Source organism: Aeribacillus sp. FSL K6-8394 (assembly GCF_038008865.1).
Classification (GTDB): domain Bacteria; phylum Bacillota; class Bacilli; order Bacillales; family Aeribacillaceae; genus Aeribacillus; species Aeribacillus composti.
The window spans coordinates 938,106-962,891 of the sequence record NZ_JBBPAA010000001.1 but is presented as its reverse complement, the minus strand read 5'-3'; the positions used below and the strand labels follow the sequence as shown (position 1 = coordinate 962,891).

Sequence of the window (24,786 nt, the reverse complement as noted above, 5' to 3'; positions counted from 1 at the left end):
TTATTTGTATTTGATAAAAAAGGAATTTGCTGAGCATTTTTATCATAGGGAATCGAAAATTTTTCAGTTATATCAAGAATTTTTTTGGACAAGGAAAACGCATCCTATTTTTGAACAATTGGAAAGGCAAGTCAATTATATTTCAAGAGCCATTCCCATTTCAGAAATAGATTTGCTGCTTCAGTCATTCTTGTCTCACCGAAACCATTATCAAAAGGTATCATCGATTCATGCCATCCAAATGGAAAATCAAAAAGGACAAGCTACTATGGTTTTAAAGGAACGGTATATTGAAATGATTTGTACCGGCAGCTTTGACGGTGAGTTATTGTTTTTTGATATATTGGGAAAATTTGATCCTTATTTTTTTGCCATGGATTTTACAAATGAACGATACGGGTGGCTGAGTCCGATTAAAGAAAGAAAATTTGTCTAAAGTTGCGGAAATTTGCTAATGAAATATTGTATAATGTCATATGGTTTAGTACACTGTATGATAGACAACATGAAGGAGGAAATAAGATGGAACTTTGGCTGGCGATATTAATCGCTGTTCTGGCATTACTTGCCGGCGTAGCGCTAGGCTTTTTTATCGCTCGAAAGTATATGATGAATTATTTGAAGAAAAATCCACCTATTAACGAACAAATGTTGAAAATGATGATGATGCAAATGGGAATGAAACCGTCCCAGAAGAAAATCAATCAAATGATGAAAGCGATGCAAAATCAATTAAAATAATTTCGTTTCAGGCATTATTGAATGATTTTTCATTAAATTAGTTCATGATGACCAATCATATTTTTTGACATCATGTAATTTTTATCTATACTATTTAATATATGCGTTGTTTTATACGGAATTGTGAAGTAAGAATTAGTCTTTCCTTTCTCAAGGTAAGATTAATTCTTTTTTCGTTATAAGAAGTTGTAAGAATGTGGTATTCATGGCAGGAAGGTTCATTGTAATAATGTGCGGAAAATGTCAAACGTTCTTTTAAACATTTATTCAATGATCTGTTAGAATGGATGGAGGTAAATCTTTTGGAAGGAGCAGCAAAATGTCGGAAATTAATGTGTTTTTAGCATTTGGAGCAGGTTTTTTATCGTTTATTTCTCCGTGCAGCTTGCCTTTATATCCTGCTTTTTTATCGTATATAACTGGGGTATCGGTTAATGAGTTGAAAACTGAAAACGCTATGCTGCAAAAAAGAAGCTTATTACATACTTTCTTTTTTTTAGTTGGTTTTTCTGCCATTTTTATCGCAATGGGATTCGGCACATCCTTGATTGGAAACTTTTTCTTGAACTATCAAGATCTGATAAGACAAATAGGAGCGATCCTCATTATCTTTTTTGGACTTGTTATTCTCGGTGTTTTTCAACCTGATGTTTTAATGAAGGAAAGAAGGATTGAATTCAAAAATCGTCCAGCCGGATTTCTTGGATCTGTTCTGATTGGTATGGCGTTTGCAGCTGGATGGACTCCATGTACGGGCCCAATTCTTATGGTAGTAATCGGTTTAGCGGCAACCAATCCTAGTTCTGGAGTTCTGTATATGACAGCATATGTGCTAGGCTTTGCAGTACCGTTCTTTATTTTATCATTCTTCATCGGGCGGATGAATTGGATCAAAAAACATAATGTGAAAATCATGAAAATTGGAGGCATATTCATGATTTTCATGGGAATTCTGCTGTTTTTTGATTGGATGACTAAAATTATTAATTGGATGAACAAAATTCTTATATTTTTACCAACCGGGTTTTAATTTTTAGTCATTTAAGAGAAAAACGAGATTTTTGACAATATTTTAAACCTCTCGGTACTTTTTTGTGACAGAAAGTAGTATAATATCAAAGGATTTAGTTTGCGAGGATAATTGAGGTGGAATTAATTTGAAAGCATTGATCGTTGACGATGCGAAATTTTTAAGGGAGACATTAAAGGACATTTTGAAAAAGCATAGTATTGAGGTTGTTGCAGAAGGGGAAAACGGCATCGAAGCGGTACAATTATACAAACAATTACAACCAGATGTATTAATCACAGATATCACAATGCCGAAAATGAACGGCATTGAGGCTATTACAAAAATTAAACAGGAATTTCCGGATGCGAAAATCATTATATGTTCGGCAATGGGACAGCAAAAAATGGTTATCGAAGCGATAGAAGCAGGAGCACTCGATTTTATTACAAAGCCTTTTGATGAAGATCGTGTGATGGAAGCCATCAAAAGAGTTATGAATTAGCCTTTTCATTTTGCTTTTTTTTCTATAATATTATTAAAGAAAGAAGCTGAAAATAAAAGGATGGTTCTGCATGGTCATTTGGTCTTCTATTACGGCTGTATTAATGGGCATTGTCGTAATTATGATCAGAACAAAGGCTGCTAAAAAGCCGGCGACAGCGAAAAAAATTATTTTGCCTCCGATCTTTATGAGCACTGGAGCCCTTATGTATTTATTTCCGCAATTCCGCATAACGCCGATGGAAATTTTGGAGGCGTTGACAGTCGGGCTGATTTTTTCGATTTTTTTAATAAAAACCTCTACTTTTGAAGTTCGGGGAGAAGAAATCTATTTAAAAAGGTCAAAAGCTTTTGTTTACATTTTGATTGGTCTGTTAGTTGTACGAATTCTGCTAAAATCTTATTTAAGCGCGTCTATCGATGTTGGCGAATTAAGCGGTATGTTCTGGCTGCTGGCTTTTGGAATGATTGTTCCTTGGAGAATTGCGATGTTCATTTCGTATAAAAAACTGAAAAATCAACTGAACGGAACGTAAAAAAATACATATAGCTGCCGGCTGTTCAAAGCAGGTTACCGTTTATTCCATATAAATAAGCCTTTCGGGACAAATCCCCGAAAGGCTTATGTTTTTGTTTAAAAGAGTGCTTCATATTTGGAATAGTCGATATTTTTTTCTTTTAGTCTTTTAATTAAAAATTTATGGTCCCGTTTTGGAGTTGCGATAATATAGCCTCGAATGACTAAATCTTGCGTAATAGATGGAGCTTTTTCTTCTAATGCCAGTTGACCGATTTTTGCTGCGATTTTTTGTCTGGCAACATCGCGGAAAAGCTCTGGAACCGGTGCAACCAATTCTTCTAACAACGCCTTTTGTTCCTCTGACCATAAATGCCGAGTCTGTTGAATATAATACTCTTCCCAATCAAGTTCAGATTTTCCGTCTTCTTTCGGCAGCCGTTTCAAAAATTTGCGAAACATGAAGAAGCCGCCAATCGATAACATAGTTATAAGAAACACAACCCATATGAGAATAAACCATAAAAACCAGCCTTCAAGCATGAAATCACCCCCATCGCCTTAACATTTCCATTAATTCGTGCACTTCGGCGAAGTTGATGAAAACCGTTAAGGATTAATCGACTCATATGCATCTATCAATTCTTTTACAGCACGTCTCACAGCTTCTAATTTCTTTTTATGACGGCCGACAGAAAAGCAGTCATTAATTTCCGCGAAAACTTGGTATTCAACTGCATCACGGTAAATACTGATTTTAATATCGCCTGATTTGGAAGGATAAATTAACATTTCATATAAACGCCCGTTCATGACAGCCTCCAGACTTAAAAATTTTATATTATCAATATCTGTCATTTGCTGAAAAAAAGCTTCCATTTTCACCTTACTATATTTTATGATAGATTCCACTTTCATTTCAATCATTTGTCATCAACTTTTTATTATTAACAAAAACATTGTTCTAAATGAAAAATAGATATAACTTAAAAATTCGTCGTTAAAGAAAAACCATAAACGAGGATTTCCGCAAGACATAATATGTAGAAAAGACGTGTATAAATTCAAAACTGCGGCAGTCCAGAAAGTCAAATTCTCATTGAAAACATAAACATCATTTCAACATTTCTATAAGATGAAAGGGGACGTCTATAAGCCGAAGAAAGACTTATGATATGCTTAAAAGCCATAGTATGACAAGAGTTGGACGTTGCATTGATAACGGCCCAATGAAATCTTTTTGGGGAACCTTATAATGTGAAAGAGGGATATGAAACGTTTGAAGCGTTACAACAGACCATTAAGGAATATTCAGTTTTATAATAACGAACGTTATCAAAAAAATTAAACGGCTTAAGCCCATTAGAATGTAGAGCTCAAGCCGCTTAAAGCATTTTTATTATTTCCGCTGTCTACTTGGGGACATTTCAATTAAACATCCCCATTTTTTTATAAATCATGCTCCGAGTTATGTTTTTGGCGGCTATGATTTCGATTTTTTATTTTTTTCGATCCAGATAACGGCTCTGGCTGTCCCTTCCGATTTTGAACGTTTTGTTTTTGATCATTTTGTACTTGATCTTTTGCCATATACATCGCTCCTTAATATTTAATAGTAAAGAATAGCATTGTTATCTTTCGTCGTTTAGTTTGAATGATTTTGAAATCATTCATTCATTTTAGAATAAATTGATTTCTTGAAAAAAACACTATAGAAGATAAAAAAACGAAAGGAGTGCTATATTTGCCGTACCATAAAAATAAAAAACAAGCATTTGATGCAGTGCAACAAGGAATGGTGGAAGTTCATAAAGTACATGTCAATCTAACGAAAAACAGTTCTGATTATGGACATCAGCTAAAGCATCTTCGCCAGGAAATTAATGAGGCGTATGAACAAATTCAAAATGCATTGGAAGTTGCATCGGAAACGCAGAGAAAGCATTTAGAACAGTACAAGCGCGATTTAGATCGAATTGTGCAGGAAGTGAATTTGGATGAGACTTGAAAGCGGCGGAGCTTCCGTCGTTTTTCACTATTTTTTCTCTTATACGAACGTTTTCATTAGCAAGAAAAATTATACTGAAAATATTTAAATTTTTTAGTGAAATAAGCATTTCTTATAATAATTGATAACATCATTGATATTTACTTATCATAAAAAGTATATTAAGATTTAAATGTGTGATGTTTAAAGTGGGGAGATATTCGGCATTTTTGTCGAAATTACGTTTAAAGGGGGATAAAATGACATGTCACAGCAACAGTTAGAGAAAAATGACGTTTTCCGTGCAAGAAAAAGCTTTTCAATTAACGGAAAAACGTACAACTACTATTCATTAAAAGCGCTAGAAGATGCAGGAATTGGTCAAGTTTCCCGTTTGCCTTATTCAATCAAAGTTCTTTTGGAATCAGTCCTGCGCCAAGTGGATGGACGAGTTATTACAAAAGAACATGTTGAAAACCTTGCGAAATGGGGAACAGATGAAATTAAAAATTTGGATGTTCCATTTAAACCATCTCGTGTCATTTTGCAAGACTTCACCGGCGTTCCTGCTGTCGTTGATTTAGCTTCATTAAGAAAAGCGATGGCTGACATGGGCGGAGATCCACAAAAAATCAATCCGGAAAAGCCTGTTGATCTTGTTATCGACCATTCTGTTCAAGTGGATCGTGCCGGAACAGATGATGCGCTGCAATATAACATGAATCTTGAATTCGAACGAAATGCTGAAAGATATAAATTTTTAAATTGGGCTCAAAAAGCATTTGACAACTACCGTGCTGTTCCGCCAGCAACAGGTATTGTCCACCAAGTAAACTTGGAATATTTAGCAAGCGTTGTCCATGCGGTTGAAGGTGAAAATGGAGAATACGAAACATATCCTGATACGTTAGTTGGAACAGACTCCCATACAACCATGATTAACGGACTCGGTGTTTTAGGTTGGGGTGTCGGCGGAATCGAAGCTGAAGCTGGAATGCTTGGACAGCCTTCCTATTTCCCTGTACCTGAAGTCATCGGAGTAAGACTTGTTGGCGAGCTGCCTAACGGAACAACAGCAACAGATTTAGCCCTTAAAGTAACTCAAGTACTGCGTCAAAAAGGCGTGGTAGGAAAATTTGTGGAGTTTTTCGGCCCTGGTGTTGCAAAGCTTCCGCTTGCTGACCGTGCTACTATTGCGAATATGGCGCCTGAATACGGAGCAACATGCGGATTTTTCCCTGTTGATAATGAATCGCTTGAATATTTGCGTTTAACTGGTCGCGATGAAGAGCATGTAAAAGTAGTGGAAACATATTGTAAAGAAAACGGTTTATTCTTCACGCCTGAAGCAGAGGATCCTATTTTTACGGATGTAGTTGAAATCGATCTTTCTCAAATTGAAGCAAATCTTTCCGGTCCGAAGCGTCCTCAAGATTTAATTCCTCTTTCAAAAATGAAAGAAGAATTTCATAGAGCTCTTACAGCTCCGCAAGGAAACCAAGGATTTGGCTTGCAGCCGGAAGAACTTAATAAGGAAGTAACGGTTGAATTTGCGAATGGCGAAAAAACAACAATGAAAACGGGTGCAGTCGTTATTGCGGCGATTACAAGCTGTACGAATACGTCAAACCCATATGTTTTAGTAGGCGCTGGTCTCGTTGCAAAAAAAGCTGTTGAAAAAGGATTGACTGTTCCGAAATATGTAAAAACATCATTAGCACCTGGTTCAAAAGTTGTAACCGGTTATCTTCAAAATTCTGGCTTAATGCCTTATCTTGAAAAATTAGGGTTTAACCTTGTCGGTTACGGATGTACAACTTGTATCGGGAACTCTGGACCGCTTGCAGATGAAATTGAAAAAGCGATCGCTGAAAATGATTTGCTCGTCACATCTGTTCTTTCCGGAAACCGGAACTTTGAAGGCCGTATTCATCCGCTCGTGAAAGGTAACTATTTAGCTTCACCGCCTCTAGTTGTTGCTTATGCATTAGCAGGGACTGTTGACATTGATTTACTGAATGATCCAATCGGAAAGGATCAAAACGGAAGCGATGTTTACTTTAAAGATATTTGGCCTTCAATGGAAGAAATTAATGAAGTTGTGAAACAAACTGTTACACCAGAATTATTCCGTAAAGAATATGAACGTGTATTTGATGATAACGAACGCTGGAATGCCATTGAAACAACAGATGAGCCATTATATCAATGGGACGAAGAGTCTACTTATATCCAAAATCCGCCATTCTTTGAAGGATTGTCTCCTGAGCCTGGTAAAGTAGAACCGTTGAAAGGGCTTCGCGTTGTTGGAAAATTCGGTGATTCTGTCACAACAGACCACATTTCTCCAGCAGGTGCGATTGGCAAAGATACTCCTGCAGGCCAATACTTGCTGTCTAAAGGTGTATCGCCAAGAGATTTCAACTCTTACGGTTCAAGACGCGGAAACCACGAAGTAATGATGAGAGGTACGTTTGCAAACATCCGCATTCGCAACCAAATTGCACCAGGAACTGAAGGCGGATATACAACGTACTGGCCGACAGGCGAAGTAATGTCTATTTATGACGCTTGCATGAAATATAAACAGGACGGAACAGGACTTGTTGTACTGGCAGGAAAAGATTACGGAATGGGAAGCTCTCGCGACTGGGCTGCTAAAGGAACGAACTTATTGGGAATCAAAACGGTTATCGCTGAAAGCTTCGAACGTATTCACCGTTCTAATCTTGTTCTTATGGGTGTTCTTCCGCTTCAGTTTAAAGAAGGCGAAAATGCGGAAACACTTGGTTTAACCGGTAAAGAAGTATTGGATGTTCACATTGATGAATCGGTAAAACCGCGCGATTACATCAAAGTAACGGCAACTGATGAGAACGGAAACAAAAAAGAGTTTGAAGTATTAGTTCGCTTTGACAGTGAAGTTGAAATTGATTACTACCGACATGGCGGAATTTTACAAATGGTATTAAGAGAAAGATTAAAAGGATAATAATTGAAAAAAAGCGGGAACTGTTCATAGTTCCCGTTATTTTTTGGCTAAAATTAGACAATTGATATGAAATACTGTTTTTTTTACAAAAATAATATATGATGAAATTGAGCATCTTTTCGAAATGCTATCGTATTGAATCAGAGGTGTTATGGTTTATGAAACAAAAGCTTGCTGTTTTTTTATTAATCGTATTAGCAGCGATTGCAGTATGGCAATGGATCAATTCCCAGAAGGAAACAGTCGGTTTAGAAATAGGAAACAAAGCTCCGAATTTTGAAGTGACGACTTTGGATGGAGAAAAGAAATCGCTTTCCGATTTTTATGGAAAAAAAGTACTTTTAAACTTTTGGGCCACTTGGTGTCCACCATGTAAAAAAGAAATGCCGATCATGCAAAAAATATATGAAAAGCATCAAGATGAAGTAACGATTGTCGCGGTTAACTTTACTGCCAGTGAGAAAAGTGCAAAAGATGTTGAAAATTTTGTTCAACAGGCTGGATTTACGTTTCCGATATTACTTGATCCAAAAAATAAAATGAACAGTGGATATAAAATTCTTACATATCCGACGTCATTTTTTCTTGATGAAAATGGAGTCATACAAGATAAAGTAGTGGGAGAATTAAATGAAAAAACGATAAAAGAAAAACTAAACCTGAAATAAAAAGACGCTGATTTCCTTTCGGGAATCAAAAAGAATCGGCTGACTTTGCCGATTTTTTCTTTTTGCAAAAGAAGAGTTTTTTTGAAACGTATGAAATTTTGCATTATTGGTTATATTGTCATTAAACATTCAAATTTTCAACGGGAAAGTGTCGGAATATTTTGTACAATAAAAGTAACAGAGAAAAGAAGTGAGGGATAAAAAATGAAAAAAACGAAAATTTCGTTTAAACAGCTTGTGTTGGAAAATAAGCAAAACTTGCTAAAAGACCGTGAAGCATTGAATGAAATTGAAGAAAGACTTGAAAAAAGGCTGGAAAAACGGCAATTGGAAAAATCGAGCTGATAGCAAACAGTCGTGTTTGACAGCATGTTTTCTGCTTTATTGGTAAACAATAAAAGCAGGAGGCGATTGTTTGATGACAAATTCAAATGATATCCAGTCTCATTTTAATCCGAATCATATCGGAACAAAACCGAGAGGATTCGGTGGAAACAAAGGGAAAAAAATGCAAAATAAGACGAATGAGCATCCTCAAGTGATTCAGACAAAAGGCGAGTAGGACATATGTCCACCGCCTTTTAATTTACATAATATAATTATGGTTCCATCATTTTTCTCCTTTTCATTGAGGAAACAGGTTCGTTTCATAATTTAACATCAAATGCACAAACTATATTTGAAATGGCGATAAAACAATTTTTCCCAGAAAGGAGAATATTTGATGCAAAATCGAACAAATCGTGATGACCGTTCCGACAATGTTGAAAAATTGCAGGAAATGGTACAAAATACGATTGAAAACATCGAAAGAGCAGAAGAAACATTAGAGTTTGCCAACGACAGAGAGCGTGAACAGATTGAGGCAAAAAATCGCCGCAGAGAAGAAAGCATTGAGGCGATGCGACAAGAAATTAAAGATGAAGCCCGTGAACGAAACTCCTAGCTTTCAATTTAGGTTGATAATTCCATTTTAGTTTTCGATTGCAAATAGAAATGTTATAATAAAATTGTTCATTGAAAATTTTTGCCTTCTAAATTCATTTGATGAACGGCCAACAATGGGACAAACTTTGTTGGACCGGCTTGAATAAAAAACAGACTCCGCAAAAAAATTTAAGTAAGAAAGTTGAAAAGGCCTAAAATAGAAAGCCTGTATCACAGACGCTGATGCAGGCTTTTTCGATCGATTTCATTTTTTGCAAGGGAGAGAAGCTTATGTTTGTTTCATCAAAAGAAATAGAAGTTCGTTATGCGGAAACCGATCAAATGGGTGTCGTGTACCATGCCAATTATATTATATGGATGGAAGTTGGACGGACGAAGCTGATCCAAGATCTTGGCTTTTCGTATGCAGCGATGGAGAAAGACGGAATAATTTCCCCTGTCGTGTATATTCAAATCGAATATAAAAAACCGATTACATACGGTGAAAAGGCAATAATACATACGTGGATTGAGAAATATAACGGAATTAAAACAGTATATGGATACGAAATTTTCAATTCTCATGGCGAATTGGCAGCAAAAGGTTTTTCCAGCCATGTTTGCGTAAAAAAAGAAACGTTTCGCCCAGTTGTATTTAAGAAATTATATCCTGAATGGCACGAAGCATATGTAAAAGCGATGAAAGAGGAGAGATAAAGATTGGCCTTTGGAATCAAGAAAGAGGAGCTTGCTGAGTGGAAGAAAAAAGTGCGGAAAGGGGAAATCGCCTTTTTAACGCATTATTGGTATGATGAACGGTTTCCGGATTATCATTCTGTAACAAAGGTTGGATGCAGCAATATAAAGCATTTAATAGAATGGGGAAATGAAAACGGTTTGAAAATGGAGTGGATTCATCATCATAAAGATTTTCCGCATTTTGACCTGCTGGGGGAAAAACAAGTAGAAATCCTGCAAAAATATCAGCTAACCGATCATTTAAGAAAATTTAAATTGCTGAAAAAATAAAAGATTTGACGGGCATTTTGTGGAAGTCAGATTTGAGTAAAAAATGATGAGATGAAACAAGAAACCCAATCGGCAAATTAAATTTGCGGTTGGGTTTCTTTACTGACTATAGCATGCTTCGTCTACTAGAACAGCTCTTTGACAAAGACTTGTTTTTCGACCTATAGCATGCTTTTAATCGATTTGCTAATTTATAAGACGAACAACAGGTTCATGAATTTTTTCATCCAATTGAATGGTCACGTCATGATTGTCGAAATACCATAAATCATCATGTTCAACATAAAATGTGACCCCTAGTTTTTCGGCTTTTATTCCGATTTGATTTGGAGCTTCTTTTGCAATTCCAAGGGAAAATCCGCTTTGCACATGGCCGCATCCGCCATATCGGACAAAGAAGCGGACTGCATCTCCCTCGTTTAACTCCAATTCTTCCTTGTACCATTTTGCTGCATCATCGGTAATATTCAGTTTCATTTTTGTCACTCCTAATATCAGCTTCCTGTTTACATTATATTACATGAAAAGCTTTCTTTCCATGAATAAACTCTACTGGATAGAGTTCGTCACTTCTTTCGTTTCCAACCATTGATGCATATGCTTCATCACTTTTTCATAGGCGTTTTTGTCGATTCGGTCCAGCAATTCAACATAATAATGATGATTTTTATTTTTGGTCACGTAGGTAGGGAGTAAACGCGGATTTTTCAAAGTCAGTGTCGTACCGTTAGCATCAGTCCGCTTAATTACATCAATCGAAAAAATCCCACCGATGTCTTTTCCATCTCCCTTTTGGCCAGACAAGAAGTTGCCTAACGAATACACAACGATACTCTTGTTTCCATTTTTTGCTTCCAGCCATTCGATCGGCTGCAATACATGAGGATGGTGACCGATGATTATGTCTGCTCCATGATCGACTAGCAGCTGTGCCCATTGTTTTTGAGCGTCGCTTGGAAAGGATTGATATTCTTCTCCCCAGTGCATGTTAACAATAGTTACATCAACTTGTCCATTTAGTGTGTCTAAATCCCTTTTCATTTTTTCTTCATCTATAAGGTTTACTAAATAAGGTTTATTTTTCGGAACTGGAATACCGTTTGTCCCATATGTATACGAAAGAAAGCCGATTTTCACCCCGTTGACCTGTTGAATTCTCCATGTATTGGCGTCCGCTTCGTTTTTAAAGCTTCCTACATACGGTAGCCCGATTTGTTCATAATGCTGAATCGCATTTAAAATACCTTTTTCTCCTTTATCTAAACTATGATTGTTTGCTGTTGAGACGAGATCAATGCCAGCATCTTTTAGCGCATCTGCCACTTCGAACGGGCTGTTAAACAACGGATAACTGGAGATTCCAAGTTCTGTTCCCCCAATGATCGATTCTTGGTTGGCGATGGCTAAGTCGCTTTTTGAGAGTAAAGGTTTTACTGTTGCAAACATTGGCTTAAAATTGTATGATTCGCTCCCGGTCCTCGCATCTTTAAAAAGCTGGCTATGTATGAGAACATCACCTATTGCAGAAACAGTGACGAGCGATTCGGTCGGCTCCACTTTTTTGGGAGCAGCTTGTATAGATTGTGGCGAATCATCCACATTTTCTTTTTTTACCGCGTTTTGCTCATTCGCCTGACCTTTGCTGCCGCATCCTGAAAAAAGCATCAAACAAATAATTGCGAATATTAAGAAAACCTTTCTCATAAAACCCTCCTTAAATACTGTTTTTACTATCATAAACGTTTTGTCGGAAAAAATAAACTATTGTCTAATTTTGTTTATATGTTAGATTTCCTAACATACTTTTTCGAAAAATTATGGAAAATGAATTGACATTAAAATAAAACGGGTGTAAAAATAGAGATATATTTCTTATGTTATTTTTTATAACACAATTAAGAAGAAATAATTACATGGGAGGTTGTGCTATGGACTCATTAACGTTAATGAACAGTTTATGGGTGATGCTGGGAGCTATTTTGGTCATCTTTATGCAAGCAGGATTTATATTGCTCGAAGCGGGTTCTACACGAATGAAAAATGCCGGACATATTGCCGGAAAAACTGTTTTTACATTCGGAATTGCCTCCATTGTTTTCTGGGCAGTCGGCTATGGATTTATTTTTGGGAAGAACGGCAACTTTTTTGTAGGTATGTCTGACTTTTTTTATTCAGGATATGAAATAGATGGATTATCTCTTTCAACATCCGTCTTTTTTGTATTCCAGTTAGCCTTTGCCGGAGTTTCTCTCGCCATTGCCTTTGCTGGATTTGCGGAACGGGCGAAACTTTCAGTTTATTTAATTTTTTCTGTATTGTTTACCGCACTTGTTTATCCAGTTGTTGCTCATTGGATTTGGGGCGGAGGATGGCTGTCAGAACATGGAAAACAAGATTTTGCAGGTTCTACCGTTGTTCATTTGACAGGTGCAATGGCAGCTTTGGCTGCAACGATCTTGTTGAAGCCTCGGATCGGTAAATATAACAAAGATGGTTCTGTTAATAATATTTATGGACATAACCAAGTTTATACAGCTCTAGGCGTACTTATTTTATGGATTGGCTGGTTCGGTTTCAATGCAGGAAGCACGATTACAGTTGAGGATGGATTTTTTGGATTTGTTGCTTTGAACACGAATTTAGCTGCCGGAGCAGGAGCCGTAAGCGCCTTGATCATTTCATGGATCGCTGGCGGAAAAGCTGATATACCGACAATGTTAAACGGAGCGCTTGCAGGATTGGTCGCCATTACCGCATCTTGTGCATTTGTCGACACATGGGCTGCTGTCGTAATCGGACTAATAGCTGGAATTCTTGTATATTTTAGTATGAAGTTTTTTGATAAAGTTAAAATTGATGATCCGATTTATTGTTTGTCTGTTCACGGAGTAGCTGGTGTTTGGGGCACTTTATCAACTGGATTTTTTGCAACCCCTGAATTAGCAACTATTGGTAACCCTGGATTGTTTTACGGCGGAGGCTTTACGCAGCTCGGCATTCAAGCGTTGGGAGTGTTTACTTCAGGTTTATACGCCTTTGTTGTTTCATTCGTCATCTTAGCTGTGATGAAAAAATTGCTCAATGGCTTGCGGGTGACAGAAGAAGAAGAAATGATCGGTTTGGACTTAAGCGAGCACGGAGTTTATGGGTATCCGGAAGCATTTGAATCTAATGAACAAAAGCTTGGAAGCTAACCGCAAGAGCGTATGGATGATGTATCATCTGTACGCTTATTTATAAAAAAGGGGATTTTTATACACATGGGGAATCCTTACAAACAATTGAAGGAATGGCGCAACAGCCATTTGCAAAAAGCGAAAACAGTGACGGAATTAAACAGTATACACGATCAGGTTATGAAACAATCCTTCCATCTTTCTTTCGAGATTGTAAAAAAGAAATACGGCCCTGCGCCTTGTGAATTTACTTGGTTTTTAGTCGGAAGCGGCGGAAGAGGCGAGCAGGCGAAAATAAGCGATCAAGACCACGGACTCATTTTTCATTCCAATGAGAAAGAAGCTCTCGACTACTTTTTGCTGCTTGGAAAAGAAGTTTCATTCGGCTTGAACGTCATCGGTTATCCTTACTGCGAAGGAAATGTCATGTGTTCAACTTCTTTATGGTGCCGATCGGAACAAAGCTGGAGCAAGCAGATCGATAAATGGCTACAGGATGAAACATTTGATTCTATCCGCTATTTATTAATCTTTTTTGATGCGCGTATGATCATCGGACAATCCGAATCGATTCATCGACTAAAAAACCAGATTTTCCAATATATTCAATATAATCCTGATTTTCTCGGTCGATTGTTAAACAACACAATGCATGTCAAAAAAGGGGTGGGTATTTTTCATCAGCTGCTTCCTGAAACATACGGCCCTCATTCAGGCGCTATTGATTTAAAACAGGCCGGGTTATTGCCTTACATTAATTCTGTCCGCTTATTGGCGATCAAAGAACGATTGTTGGATACGTCTACGCTGTCGAGGTTTCAGCTTCTGATGAAGCAGGAGTATTTTCGTCATGTATTATCTCCATATCACACATATTTTCAAGAATTAGTAACGATTCATTTTAAAAATTCATTAAAAGCGAACACATATGATGAAGTTCATTACCTCTCTTTAAAGGATTTATCAAAAGAAGAAAAAGGAAGGCTAAAAAAAATCATTTTAGGCGGAAAAAAATTGATGAATGAAACGAAATCCATCATTGAAAAGGGCGTTAATCCATGAAACTTCCATCTTTTTTTCACTTGATGAAGCAATTTCAGGGGAAAATGCAATCTTCAGCATTTACAGGTCTTGAAACGAATCTTCAGCATGCAGCGTTTTTGCGGAAAATGGAACAAGACTTAAAGCGGGAGGAAAGCTTGTCAACTCCTCTTCAGGAGCTGGACGTTGTTGTGCTTGATTTGGAAACAACAGGTTTTTTTCCGGAAAAAGGGGATCAAATTCTTTCGATTGGAGCAGTTAAAGTTCACGGCATGCAGATTGAAGAAAAGCATACATTTTACTCTTTTGTTCAGTATGAAGGGGAAATTCCCGTTGACGTAAAAAAATTGACAGGAATTGTTGAAGAAGACGTAAGAGCTGCTCCCCCTATATCGGAAGTATTGATTCGTTTTTATCAATTTGCAGAAAATCGGACGCTTGTCGCCCATCATGCCAATCATGAAAAAAATTTTCTTACAGAAGCTAATAAGGAGCATTTCCGCATTCCTTTTAAACATCGGATTGTGGATACAGCCATGCTGTTCCGGCTCGTTCAGCGAGAACAAATTGCCGTAAGTTTAGATGAATGCTGCCGGTTTTTTTCCATCCCGGTCCAAAAGCGTCATCACGCCTTAGAAGATGCAAAAATGACAGCCGCGATCTGGTGTGAATATGTAAAAATGTTTGTTGAATCAGGCTATAAAACGTTGATGGATGTGTTTATCAAACTATCACAATTAAAACAAGGAGCGAGAAGATGAGTTCCCGCTCCTTTCTATTTTACAGCCATTTCACTTTTGGCTCTGTTTTATTTATGATCCTTTTAATATTGGCTCTGTGCCGATAGAAAACAAAGGTTGCGAGGATCGCGACAATGATCATTAAAGCCGCATCACCGGTAAAAATGGTATAAACTAACGTATACAGTGCTGTAACCATAGAGGATAAAGAAACATATTTTGATACATATAAAACAAGAAAAAATACAGCAAGCATAGATAAAAAGAGTAATGGGCTATAAAAAAGCAGCACCCCTCCGCTTGTCGCCACGGCTTTTCCGCCCCGAAAGCCTGCGAAAATTGGATACATATGTCCTACAGCAGCCACCATTCCTGCAATGAGCGTCCATGCTTGGTGAAGGTCGCCACTAAGCAATACGGGGAGGCTAGCTGCGAGAGTTCCTTTTAAAATGTCTGCAACCGTAACAAACAGCCCGGCTTTTTTTCCAAGCACTCGAAAAGTGTTGGTTGCACCTAAATTTCCGCTTCCATGTTCGCGAATATCAATGCCGTATCCAATTTTGCCAACGATAAGTCCAAAGGGGATGGAACCAATTAAATAAGCTAAGATAAGGACTAAGATTAATAGAAAAGACATAATGAAACTCCTTTATAATCATGATTCTATTATTATTGTACACAATTGATTCGATCAGGACTATATTTTGTTGATAAAAGCCGTTTTAAAACTTTGGTGTTCGACGCTTTTACAGTTATAATAAAAGAAACATTGGAAGGAGTGAACAAATTTTCATGCAAAATCCAAGTCTGGACGAAATCCGTGATATTTTAAAAAAAAGCAAACGAATCGCTGTTGTCGGCTTGTCCAACAATCCTGAAAGAGAATCTTACCAAGTTTCACAAGCGATGCAAAATGCGGGGTATGAGATTATTCCTGTCAATCCAATGATCGATGAAGCCTTGGGTGTCAAAGCGGTCTCATCCTTAAAAGAAATTGAAGGCCATGTGGATATTGTAAACGTTTTTAGACGTTCCGAGCATTTATTAGATGTTGCGAAAGAATTTTTAGAAATTGATGCCGATGTTTTTTGGGCTCAATTAGGCTGCGTTAACGAGGAAGCATATCAATTATTAAAAGAAAAAGGTTATCCCGTTATCATGGATATGTGTATAAAAGTAGCGCATGCGTTAACAAAATAACAAATGTTTCCCCCATCATCTTGATGGGTTCTTTTTTTGAAGAAAGGTTTGAAACATACAACATTTGAGTAATACAATAATATACGTTGCCGTGTAAGATTGCCAAACGCAGGGAAACCATGTAAAATACAGTTTACAAACATCTGTTCTTGTTTTTTTGAAAGGAGTTATTTGTTTGTGGGAAAAGCAAAGATAATGGAATACAATGACGATGCGATTCAAGTATTGGAAGGATTGGAAGCAGTAAGGAAACGGCCGGGGATGTATATCGGCAGCACGGATGCTAGAGGATTGCATCATCTTGTATATGAAATTGTTGACAATTCTGTAGATGAAGCATTAGCAGGCTTCGGAGACCATATCATTGTCAAAATACATAAAGATGAAAGCATTTCTGTTGCTGATAAAGGAAGAGGAATGCCGACTGGCATGCATAAGCTTGGTAAGCCGACTCCGGAAGTAATTTTAACCGTGCTTCATGCAGGAGGAAAATTCGGGCAAGGCGGTTACAAAACAAGCGGCGGCTTGCACGGAGTAGGCGCTTCAGTCGTCAATGCTTTATCTGAGTGGCTTGAAGTGACGATTAAACGGGACGGATTTATTTACAAGCAAAGGTTCGAAAAGGGCGGGAAACCCGTTACGACATTAGAAAAGATAGGAAAAACAAAAGAAACCGGTACGACAGTCCATTTTAAACCAGATCCTCTCATCTTCAGCACGACGACTTTTCAATTTGACATATTGAGTGAACGATTGCGGGAGTCTGCATTCCTCCTAAAAGGATTAACAATTGATTTGATTGATGAACGGAACAATGTTCAAGAATCTTATTGTTATGAAAATGGAATCGAATCATTTGTCGCATATTTAAATGAAGGAAAAGAAACTCTTCATCCTGTTGTCTTTTTCGAAGGTGAGCAGCAAGGAATTGAAGTCGAATTTTCTTTCCAATTTAATGACGGCTACAGCGAAAACATTTTGTCGTTTGTCAACCATGTGAGAACAAAAGACGGCGGCACACATGAAGCAGGCGCCAAAACTGCCATGACAAGAGTGTTTAATGAATACGCACGAAAGACCGGTTTATTAAAAGAGAAAGACAAAAACTTGGAAGGAACAGATATTCGTGAAGGGCTATCGGCAATTATCTCCGTCCGAATCCCTGAAGGACTTTTGCAGTTTGAAGGGCAAACGAAAGGAAAACTCGGTACAACAGAGGCGAGATCTGCTGTTGACACAGTCATTTCGGAAAAATTATCTTATTTTTTAGAAGAGAATGCGGAGATCAGCACCCTCCTGATTAAAAAGGCGATAAAAGCGCAAGAAGCAAGAGAGGCGGCAAGAAAAGCGCGCGAAGAAGCAAGATCAGGAAAAAAACGAAAAAAATCTGAAATGTCTTTAAGCGGAAAGCTTACGCCTGCTCAATCACGGAATCCAAAGAAAAATGAATTGTTTCTTGTGGAGGGGGATTCTGCGGGAGGATCAGCGAAACAAGGTCGGGATAGAAGATTTCAGGCTGTTCTGCCTCTGCGCGGAAAAGTGATCAATACGGAGAAGGCGAAGCTGCAGGATATTTTTAAAAACGAAGAAATCAATACAATTATTCATGCAATCGGAGCTGGCGTCGGTGCTGATTTTAACATTGAAGATTGCAACTACGACAAAGTGATCATTATGACGGATGCTGATACGGATGGCGCCCACATCCAAGTGCTTTTATTGACTTTCTTCTATCGATATATGAAGCCGCTCATTCAGGCAGGGAAAGTCTATATTGCGCTTCCGCCTTTATATAAAGTAAGCAAAGGCAGCGGCAAATCCGAAGTCATCGAATACGCATGGAATGAGAAGGAGCTGTCCGCTGCCATTAAGAAGGTCGGCAAAGGCTACACAATTCAACGATACAAAGGGCTTGGAGAAATGAATGCGCCGCAGCTATGGGAGACGACGATGAATCCTGAAACACGCACTCTCATCCGCGTCCGGATTGATGATGCAGCAAGAGCGGAAAGAAGAGTGACAACCTTAATGGGTGACAAGGTTGAACCGCGTCGACAATGGATCGAAAAAAATGTGTCTTTTGGTATTGACGAAAATGACAACATGTTCGAAATTTAAAACAATGTGCTAGAGGAGGAGCAGCATGGAAGCTCAACAACGTTATGTCGATTTACCCCTTGAAGATGTGCTGGGCGACCGTTTTGGACGGTACAGCAAATACATTATTCAAGACCGCGCGCTTCCGGATGTTCGCGACGGGCTGAAGCCGGTGCAGCGGAGAATTTTATACGCGATGCTGATGGACGGAAATACGCATGATAAAGGATTTCGAAAAGCGGCCAAAACAGTCGGGAATGTTATCGGGAACTTCCATCCGCATGGAGATTCTTCTGTATATGAAGCGATGGTTCGGATGAGCCAGGAGTGGAAGGTTCGCAATGTTTTAGTGGAAATGCACGGAAACAACGGAAGTCTTGACGGCGATCCTCCTGCCGCCATGCGTTATACGGAAGCACGGCTGTCCAAACTTGCTTCCGAGCTTTTAAAAGATATTGAGAAAAATACAGTCGAGTTTGTACCGAATTTTGATGATACAACGAAAGAACCCGTCGTTCTCCCCGCGATGTTCCCAAACTTGCTTGTCAATGGTTCAACAGGGATTTCAGCCGGCTATGCAACTGATATTCCTCCGCATAATCTTGGCGAAGTCATTGATGCTGTGATTATGCGAATGAATCATCCGGATTGCACAGTTGAGGAATTAATGGAAGTGTTAAAAGGCCCTGATTTCCCGACTGGAGGAATCATTCAAGGAATCGACGAGATTAAAAAAGCATATAAAACAGGAAAAGGAAAAATTGTTGTTCGCGGCAAAGCGGAAATTGAAAAAATCCGAGGCGGAAAAGAGCAAATTGTCATTACAGAAATTCCGTATGAGGTCAATAAAGCAAATTTAGTTAAAAAAATAGATGACCTTAAGTACGAAAGAAAAGTGGACGGAATCGCCGAGGTGCGCGATGAAACAGACCGGACAGGTCTTCGCATCGTCATCGAACTGAAAAAAGATGCCGATGCTGAAGGAGTTTTAAATTACTTATATAAAAACACAGATTTGCAAGTTCCATATAACTTTAATATGGTTGCAATTCACCGTCGGCATCCGAAATTATTAAGTCTGCCTGAATTGTTGGATGCTTACATCGAACACCGAAAGGAAGTCGTGATTAACCGATCGACTTTTGAGCTCCAAAAAGCTCAAGAAAGGGAGCATGTCGTAAAGGGATTAATCAAAGCTCTATCTATCTTGGATGAAGTGATCGCTGTTATTCGTGCTTCAAAAGATAAACGGGATGCGAAAGATAATTTAATTAGTGAATTTGCATTTACTGAACCGCAGGCAGAGGCGATTGTCTCGTTGCAGCTGTACCGTCTGACAAACACTGATATTACAGCGTTGAAAGCGGAAGAAGAAGAGCTTGAGAAAAAAATCAAGGGGTTAACAAGCATTTTGGGGGATGAAAAAAAGCTTTCCAAAGTCATTCAATCCGAATTAAAACAATTGAAAAAAACATTTGCCGATGAGCGGCGGACGAAGATTGAGGCGGAAATTGAATCCATAACTATCAATATGGAATCCCTCATCGCAAGCGAGGATACAATTGTTACTGTGACAAAAGACGGCTATGTGAAACGTACGAGCTTGCGGTCGTATACAGCATCAAACGGAAAAGATTTCGGCATGAAGGATTCGGATCGACTGTTATGCCAGTATGAAATGAACACAACAGATGTTCTTCTCTTATTCACAAACAAAGGAAATTATTTATATTGTCCTGTTCACGAGCTTCCGGATATTCGATGGAAGGATATTGGACAGCATATTTCAAGGACCATTCCGATTGATCAAGATGAACGGATTGTACAAGGCATTCCTTTAAAAAGTTTTGACGACGAGAAATTTTTCTTGTTTGTTACGAAAAAAGGCATGGTGAAGAAAACGGAAATTCGCCAATATAAAGCTCAGCGATACTCCAAGCCGCTTGTTGCGATCAATTTAAAAGACGACGATGAAGTGGTTGCGGTTCATATAACTGATGGAACAGGATTGATTTTGTTATCCACCCGTTTTGGATACGGTCTTTTATTTCACGAAGAAGAAGTGAATATTGTCGGCTCCCGTGCAGCAGGAGTCAAAGGCATCCAATTAAAGGAAGGCGATGCAGTCGTTTCTGGACTTGTGTTTGCTGAGAAACATGTTAACGATCAAAAGCTCGCCATTGTCACGCACAGAGGCGCTGTGAAAATGATCAATATCGGGGAAATCGAACGAACACAACGAGCCAGAAGAGGATCAATGCTGTACAGAGAGCTGAAAACAAACCCGCATCGGACAGCGGCCATCTTACTCGTCAACGGAAATGAGAATTTGGTATTGGAAACGGAGAAAGGTATCAGGGAAATAGTGCCTCTTTCCAATGTGAAGGTGACTGATCGATACAGCAACGGTTCCTTTTACATAGATAAAGAGGAGGCAGGAGAAGTCGCTGATAGCTGGCTGGAAACGGAAGCATAAAAAATGATCACCCCTATCCGGATTTAGTGAGGATAGGGGTTTTTCACTCTAATACAGTGATATTTTGCTTCATTGGCGGTTTAGGAGCAAGTTCTGAAAGAAAACCGCTTGGTCTCCATCAGACATATTATTCGGACACATTTCTAAACGTTGTTTGAAATTGCATATCATTTTGTTTTTTAAAAACGACTGCCAGAGATCTCACATCTTTGTACAGAATCTAGATGGCAGATCGTTCAAGAGAGGATCAAGGAGAACTGGCACACTATGATTTGAAAGCGAATGAGATGCTTTGGCCATTTCCCCAATGTCAAAAAAGGCTTTATGAAGAAAATAAACAGACTTGTTGGTACACTCTAGGCTTCGCAATCTAAATGGCATTTGTTTGCGCTTTCAATGGGATTGGTGAGAAAAATCCGAATTTTCATTCTCTTCTAAGCATGAAAAACAAAACAACGACCCATTTTTTTCGTCAATAGCCCCATTCAAAAAACCGTTTAGACAATGAATAGGTTTGCTGCACCTTATACAAAATCCTACAAATTCCTCCAATTTCCCTTCACTTCCTTTGTGATCGTAGTGGTGTAGTTGAAAAAAGTTGGATATAACTTATTATACTTATTATATCAGAAGAAAGATGTTTAAGTTATTCTTCTTTTGTGCCAAACAAGCAGAATATCAAAACAAGAAAAAGAGCGCTTCCAAAAAGAAAGAAACCATATCGAAAGCCGCTTATTCAGCAACATCAGCGAAAATGACGTCACACACCGAGGCGCTTTTCGTTTTTAGCTTTCTATTCCCTGAAAATAACACTATTACGGGTGAAGAAAGAGGCGGGAGATCGCCGCCTCTTCCACCCGAAATTATTGAAGAATTCGTGGAAATAATACGTTATTTTCCAAATGAATATGTTCAAATAAGTCTGATTCCAAAGCTTCTAAACGATTGTAAACGAGTTGATATGTTCGGCAAGCCCCGTTCGGAAGGGTATAGTCATTTGTGATCCGTCTAATTTCTTTTATGATATCTCCTGTTTTATCATGTTCATTCGTAAGATCGGCAATCATTTTTTTCATTTTTTGTTCGTTTTCGCTTGTCGGCTGCTTCTCGAACTGGCTAATAAGCGGAAATACTTCAGACTCTTCTTTCCATAAATGTTGTTCTAGTTCCGTTTTTAATTCATTAAACAATTTATGAATCTTTATTAGATGTGGATGATTTTCGCCGTGGACTCGCATAACTTTTGTCACATAGGGACTAAGGTTTGGCAGTTCTTCCAACAAATAACGATGATGTTTATTTATGATATGGTCAATAAGTTCTGAGTATGTTGCTGTCAACCAATTTTTCTCTGTTTTTTCATCAGTTGCAGCATACAGATCCTGCAATTGACTCATTAATTCCTCAATCGCCACTCCCCGTTTATCGGCTGCTTCTTTTAAAGAGCGATCACCGCCGCAACAAAAATCAATTTTATTTTTTTTAAAAACATCGCTCGCTTTCGGAAGCATTGCGACAATTTCTCCAACTGTCGTATTTTCCGTAAATATTGTTTTCATTATTTTGCCCTCCCAATTTCATTGTTAAAAAGATAATACCGCAACTCGTTCTTTTCAATAGTGACAAGTGTCACTTTCCCGTTTAGTGTTGTGGCTATTTTGTGACAAAACAAAGAGGTATGCAACAAATCACAACGTAGCTAGTTTTTTTCACTATAATGGAATTTAGAAGAAATTGTTGATGAAAGGTGGATACATGATGGCAACCGTCAAGAAATTAGTGATTCCAAAACAGCATGGAGCCTGGGCAATGCTTGTTATACCATTTCTATTGGGGGCTTATATAGGAGGGTTCTCTTGGATTCATATTCCATTATTTATCGGCTGGTTATGTTTATATTTAGCAACATATCCGTTGCTGATGGCTATGAAAAATAAGCGCAAGCCATTTTATATAAAGTGGTTTGCTCTTTATTTTGCCGCTGCTGCCGTTATACTGCTCTTTCCATTAATGTATAGATGGGAAATAATATATTTCGGAATGGCGATGACACCGTTTTTTTTTAATAAATATTTATTATCACTAGCGTCGCATTAAAATAATTTAACACCTTCAAATAAACCGAATTTTCTGAAACATAATCTAAACACAAAAAAATCCTTTATAATGGTTGGGTGGTAGTAAACCATCCAAATCCAATACAAAGGATAAAACCATGGATAAGTTTACACGAAAAACATCATTTGAACAATGGTTTTCACCGATTCATCGTCCATTATTTGACGACCTAGTGAAAACACATCAATTAAATCACTATACCAAGAAGCTTTATATGGCTTCATTTATGAAACTGCTTTTGTATGCAGGGCTTCATGAAACCGAGAGTTTACGGGCGCTGAGTGACGCTGTCTTTTTAGAAGAATTACAACGAGCAACGGGATTGGAATCGATTAGTTTTTCACAGTTAGGGAGACGAATCAACGCCATTCCAACGGTTTTCTTTCAATCGATTTTTCTTAATTTAGTGGCTCAAATTCATGAGAAAACACATTTTCAAAAGCGAAGAAAGCTGACAACGCCACTAAAAATCATTGATTCGAGTACATTACCGCTTAATTTGACCAATCATAAGTGGGCAGAGTTTCGAAAAACAAAATCAGGAGTAAAGCTTCACTTACGACTTGTTTTTATGGAAAAAGGACTCTCCTATCCAGATCAAGCCGTACTCACGAATGCCAACGAACATGATCGTGGTCAACTAGAAGTATTCGTGGATGACAAAGAATGCATGTACGTGTTTGATCGTGGTTACTTGGATTATGGGCGCTTTGATCAAATGACGGAAGATGGCTATTTCTTTGTGACCCGTTTGCGTAAAAACGCTGTTGTCCGAGTGTTAGAATCCTTTTCGTTACCAGAAGATTCACCCGTATTCTCTGATGAAATGGTTGTCATTGGAACACCACAAAATCGTTCTGAAAACGTGTTTCGCTTACTCAAATTGCATGATACAAAAGGAAATGAGCTTCATTTACTGACAAATCGGTTTGACATGGACGCAGATGAAATTGCAGAAACCTACCAATCACGTTGGGCAATCGAACTTTTTTTCAAATGGATGAAACAACATCTGAACATTAAAAAGTTTTTTGGTCACAGTGAACAAGCTGTACACAATCAAGTGTACGTAGCCATGATAGTGTACTGTCTGAATGTTTTAGCTCAGTTGAACACAAATAGCGAACGCAGTTACTTACAAATTAGTCGCTATTTGAAGGCTTCTTTGTGGAAATCCGCTCACATTTGGTTACGAAAAATCGAAGGAAACGGCGTCCCATAAAGGTTTGCCAGTCGTTGTTGCACAAGTCATAGGTTATAGTAAAAAAATGGATGTTTACTACCCTCGCTTAGGTGTTTTCGTTTTTTCTCTAAAGTCCAGAAAAAAATAAAACTGAAAATTCAGACATCATTTATGCGACGGTAGTGATTTATTATGGGAAAAAGAAAAAAGATCGTGCTTTTTTCAATGATCTAGCAGCAATCGCTGTTTTTTGCATTGGAGGTCTTGCCAGTTCTTTTATTGTAAGCGGAGAAATAACAAAAGAAGCCTTCATCACCATAATGCTTTGTTTTTTATTTTTTGTGGGCAGCACTTTTTATGTCAAAACAATAATTCGGGAAA

General features: G+C 38.1%; 28 protein-coding genes. 21 read left to right on the top strand and 7 right to left on the bottom strand.

Going from position 1 to position 24,786, the window contains the following annotated elements; genetic code table 11:
- The first annotated feature begins 4 nt into the window (after positions 1 to 4).
- The 5 genes from sirA (at position 5) to NSR00_RS04420 (ending at position 2,790) form a co-directional block, all read left to right on the top strand.
- Positions 5 to 436 (top strand): sporulation inhibitor of replication protein SirA, encoded by a 432-nt coding sequence (gene sirA / locus NSR00_RS04440; protein ID WP_157727967.1) that lies wholly within the window; start codon positions 5 to 7, stop codon positions 434 to 436.
- Positions 437 to 522: 86 nt separating this feature from the next.
- The gene (locus NSR00_RS04435; RefSeq protein ID WP_063388294.1) at positions 523 to 741 is read left to right on the top strand and encodes a YneF family protein; all 219 of its coding nucleotides are present in this window, start codon (positions 523 to 525) and stop codon (positions 739 to 741) included.
- 319 nt (positions 742 to 1,060) lie between these two features.
- Complete coding sequence (locus NSR00_RS04430; protein ID WP_066251214.1) at positions 1,061 to 1,771, top strand: cytochrome c biogenesis CcdA family protein; 711 nt, start codon at positions 1,061 to 1,063, stop codon at positions 1,769 to 1,771.
- Between the two features lie 127 nt (positions 1,772 to 1,898).
- Positions 1,899 to 2,255: a response regulator gene (locus NSR00_RS04425; RefSeq protein ID WP_063387698.1), complete on the top strand. Its 357-nt coding sequence runs from the start codon at positions 1,899 to 1,901 to the stop codon at positions 2,253 to 2,255.
- A 70-nt stretch (positions 2,256 to 2,325) separates the two neighbouring features.
- Entirely contained in the window at positions 2,326 to 2,790 is a 465-nt protein-coding gene (locus NSR00_RS04420; protein WP_063387697.1) for a CcdC family protein, read from the top strand.
- Between the two features lie 98 nt (positions 2,791 to 2,888).
- On the opposite strand, the gene NSR00_RS04415 is transcribed toward NSR00_RS04420, so the two are convergent.
- The 3 genes from NSR00_RS04415 to NSR00_RS04405 form a co-directional block, all read right to left on the bottom strand.
- The gene (locus tag NSR00_RS04415) at positions 2,889 to 3,314 is read right to left on the bottom strand and encodes a DUF2621 domain-containing protein (RefSeq protein ID WP_063387696.1); all 426 of its coding nucleotides are present in this window, start codon (positions 3,312 to 3,314) and stop codon (positions 2,889 to 2,891) included.
- Positions 3,315 to 3,380: 66 nt separating this feature from the next.
- Positions 3,381 to 3,698 (bottom strand): hypothetical protein, encoded by a 318-nt coding sequence (locus NSR00_RS04410; protein WP_063387695.1) that lies wholly within the window; start codon positions 3,696 to 3,698, stop codon positions 3,381 to 3,383.
- A 522-nt stretch (positions 3,699 to 4,220) separates the two neighbouring features.
- Positions 4,221 to 4,361 (bottom strand): small acid-soluble spore protein P, encoded by a 141-nt coding sequence (locus NSR00_RS04405; RefSeq protein ID WP_063387694.1) that lies wholly within the window; start codon positions 4,359 to 4,361, stop codon positions 4,221 to 4,223.
- 154 nt (positions 4,362 to 4,515) lie between these two features.
- On the opposite strand from NSR00_RS04405, the gene NSR00_RS04400 reads away from it, so the two are divergent.
- The 8 genes from NSR00_RS04400 to NSR00_RS04365 all read left to right on the top strand — a co-directional run bounded on the left by NSR00_RS04400 (position 4,516) and on the right by NSR00_RS04365 (position 10,374).
- Complete coding sequence (locus NSR00_RS04400) at positions 4,516 to 4,779, top strand: hypothetical protein (RefSeq protein ID WP_063387693.1); 264 nt, start codon at positions 4,516 to 4,518, stop codon at positions 4,777 to 4,779.
- A gap of 244 nt (positions 4,780 to 5,023) precedes the next feature.
- Entirely contained in the window at positions 5,024 to 7,750 is a 2,727-nt protein-coding gene (gene acnA / locus NSR00_RS04395) for an aconitate hydratase AcnA (RefSeq protein WP_063387692.1), read from the top strand.
- 158 nt (positions 7,751 to 7,908) lie between these two features.
- Positions 7,909 to 8,418, top strand: a complete 510-nt coding sequence (locus tag NSR00_RS04390) for a redoxin domain-containing protein (RefSeq protein ID WP_066248554.1) — start codon at positions 7,909 to 7,911, stop codon at positions 8,416 to 8,418.
- 204 nt (positions 8,419 to 8,622) lie between these two features.
- A complete protein-coding gene (locus NSR00_RS04385; protein ID WP_082829475.1) occupies positions 8,623 to 8,763 on the top strand; it encodes an FbpB family small basic protein in 141 nt (46 codons plus the stop codon).
- 73 nt (positions 8,764 to 8,836) lie between these two features.
- On the top strand, positions 8,837 to 8,980 hold the full coding sequence (locus tag NSR00_RS04380) for an acid-soluble spore protein N (protein WP_063387690.1): 144 nt from the start codon (positions 8,837 to 8,839) through the stop codon (positions 8,978 to 8,980).
- A gap of 162 nt (positions 8,981 to 9,142) precedes the next feature.
- Positions 9,143 to 9,364, top strand: a complete 222-nt coding sequence (gene tlp / locus NSR00_RS04375; protein ID WP_063387689.1) for a small acid-soluble spore protein Tlp — start codon at positions 9,143 to 9,145, stop codon at positions 9,362 to 9,364.
- Between the two features lie 272 nt (positions 9,365 to 9,636).
- Positions 9,637 to 10,062, top strand: a complete 426-nt coding sequence (locus NSR00_RS04370) for an acyl-CoA thioesterase (RefSeq protein ID WP_340787251.1) — start codon at positions 9,637 to 9,639, stop codon at positions 10,060 to 10,062.
- 3 nt (positions 10,063 to 10,065) lie between these two features.
- Positions 10,066 to 10,374: a hypothetical protein gene (locus tag NSR00_RS04365; protein WP_063387687.1), complete on the top strand. Its 309-nt coding sequence runs from the start codon at positions 10,066 to 10,068 to the stop codon at positions 10,372 to 10,374.
- Positions 10,375 to 10,560: 186 nt separating this feature from the next.
- Here NSR00_RS04365 and NSR00_RS04360 read toward each other — a convergent pair whose 3' ends face one another.
- Together NSR00_RS04360 and NSR00_RS04355 are read right to left on the bottom strand one after the other, a co-directional pair.
- Complete coding sequence (locus NSR00_RS04360) at positions 10,561 to 10,851, bottom strand: HesB/YadR/YfhF family protein (RefSeq protein WP_063387686.1); 291 nt, start codon at positions 10,849 to 10,851, stop codon at positions 10,561 to 10,563.
- Positions 10,852 to 10,923: 72 nt separating this feature from the next.
- Positions 10,924 to 12,078 carry a CapA family protein gene (locus NSR00_RS04355; RefSeq protein WP_063387685.1) on the bottom strand — a complete coding sequence of 385 codons (1,155 nt, stop codon included), beginning with the start codon at positions 12,076 to 12,078 and terminating at the stop codon, positions 10,924 to 10,926.
- 224 nt (positions 12,079 to 12,302) lie between these two features.
- Between NSR00_RS04355 and NSR00_RS04350 the strand changes: the two genes are divergently transcribed.
- The 3 genes from NSR00_RS04350 (at position 12,303) to NSR00_RS04340 (ending at position 15,352) form a co-directional block, all read left to right on the top strand.
- Positions 12,303 to 13,568 carry an ammonium transporter gene (locus tag NSR00_RS04350; RefSeq protein WP_340787249.1) on the top strand — a complete coding sequence of 422 codons (1,266 nt, stop codon included), beginning with the start codon at positions 12,303 to 12,305 and terminating at the stop codon, positions 13,566 to 13,568.
- Positions 13,569 to 13,634: 66 nt separating this feature from the next.
- On the top strand, positions 13,635 to 14,612 hold the full coding sequence (locus NSR00_RS04345; protein ID WP_340787246.1) for a DUF294 nucleotidyltransferase-like domain-containing protein: 978 nt from the start codon (positions 13,635 to 13,637) through the stop codon (positions 14,610 to 14,612).
- The gene (locus NSR00_RS04340; protein ID WP_063387682.1) at positions 14,609 to 15,352 is read left to right on the top strand and encodes an exonuclease domain-containing protein; all 744 of its coding nucleotides are present in this window, start codon (positions 14,609 to 14,611) and stop codon (positions 15,350 to 15,352) included. Before NSR00_RS04345 ends, NSR00_RS04340 begins: the two co-directional genes overlap by 4 nt.
- Before the next feature lie 19 nt (positions 15,353 to 15,371).
- On the opposite strand, the gene plsY is transcribed toward NSR00_RS04340, so the two are convergent.
- A complete protein-coding gene (gene plsY / locus NSR00_RS04335; protein ID WP_063387681.1) occupies positions 15,372 to 15,968 on the bottom strand; it encodes a glycerol-3-phosphate 1-O-acyltransferase PlsY in 597 nt (198 codons plus the stop codon).
- 155 nt (positions 15,969 to 16,123) lie between these two features.
- On the opposite strand from plsY, the gene NSR00_RS04330 reads away from it, so the two are divergent.
- The 3 genes from NSR00_RS04330 to parC all read left to right on the top strand — a co-directional run bounded on the left by NSR00_RS04330 (position 16,124) and on the right by parC (position 21,104).
- Positions 16,124 to 16,531 (top strand): CoA-binding protein, encoded by a 408-nt coding sequence (locus NSR00_RS04330; protein WP_063387680.1) that lies wholly within the window; start codon positions 16,124 to 16,126, stop codon positions 16,529 to 16,531.
- A 195-nt stretch (positions 16,532 to 16,726) separates the two neighbouring features.
- Complete coding sequence (gene parE / locus NSR00_RS04325; RefSeq protein ID WP_340789146.1) at positions 16,727 to 18,649, top strand: DNA topoisomerase IV subunit B; 1,923 nt, start codon at positions 16,727 to 16,729, stop codon at positions 18,647 to 18,649.
- 25 nt (positions 18,650 to 18,674) lie between these two features.
- The gene (gene parC / locus NSR00_RS04320; RefSeq protein ID WP_340787242.1) at positions 18,675 to 21,104 is read left to right on the top strand and encodes a DNA topoisomerase IV subunit A; all 2,430 of its coding nucleotides are present in this window, start codon (positions 18,675 to 18,677) and stop codon (positions 21,102 to 21,104) included.
- A gap of 863 nt (positions 21,105 to 21,967) precedes the next feature.
- On the opposite strand, the gene ric is transcribed toward parC, so the two are convergent.
- Entirely contained in the window at positions 21,968 to 22,663 is a 696-nt protein-coding gene (gene ric, locus NSR00_RS04315; RefSeq protein WP_340787239.1) for an iron-sulfur cluster repair di-iron protein, read from the bottom strand.
- Between the two features lie 199 nt (positions 22,664 to 22,862).
- Here ric and NSR00_RS04310 point away from each other — a divergent pair, with 199 nt between their 5' ends.
- The gene (locus tag NSR00_RS04310) at positions 22,863 to 23,201 is read left to right on the top strand and encodes a YwiC-like family protein (protein ID WP_340787236.1); all 339 of its coding nucleotides are present in this window, start codon (positions 22,863 to 22,865) and stop codon (positions 23,199 to 23,201) included.
- 118 nt (positions 23,202 to 23,319) lie between these two features.
- Positions 23,320 to 24,444 carry an IS4 family transposase gene (locus tag NSR00_RS04305; RefSeq protein ID WP_340787235.1) on the top strand — a complete coding sequence of 375 codons (1,125 nt, stop codon included), beginning with the start codon at positions 23,320 to 23,322 and terminating at the stop codon, positions 24,442 to 24,444.
- Positions 24,445 to 24,786: the final 342 nt, after the last annotated feature.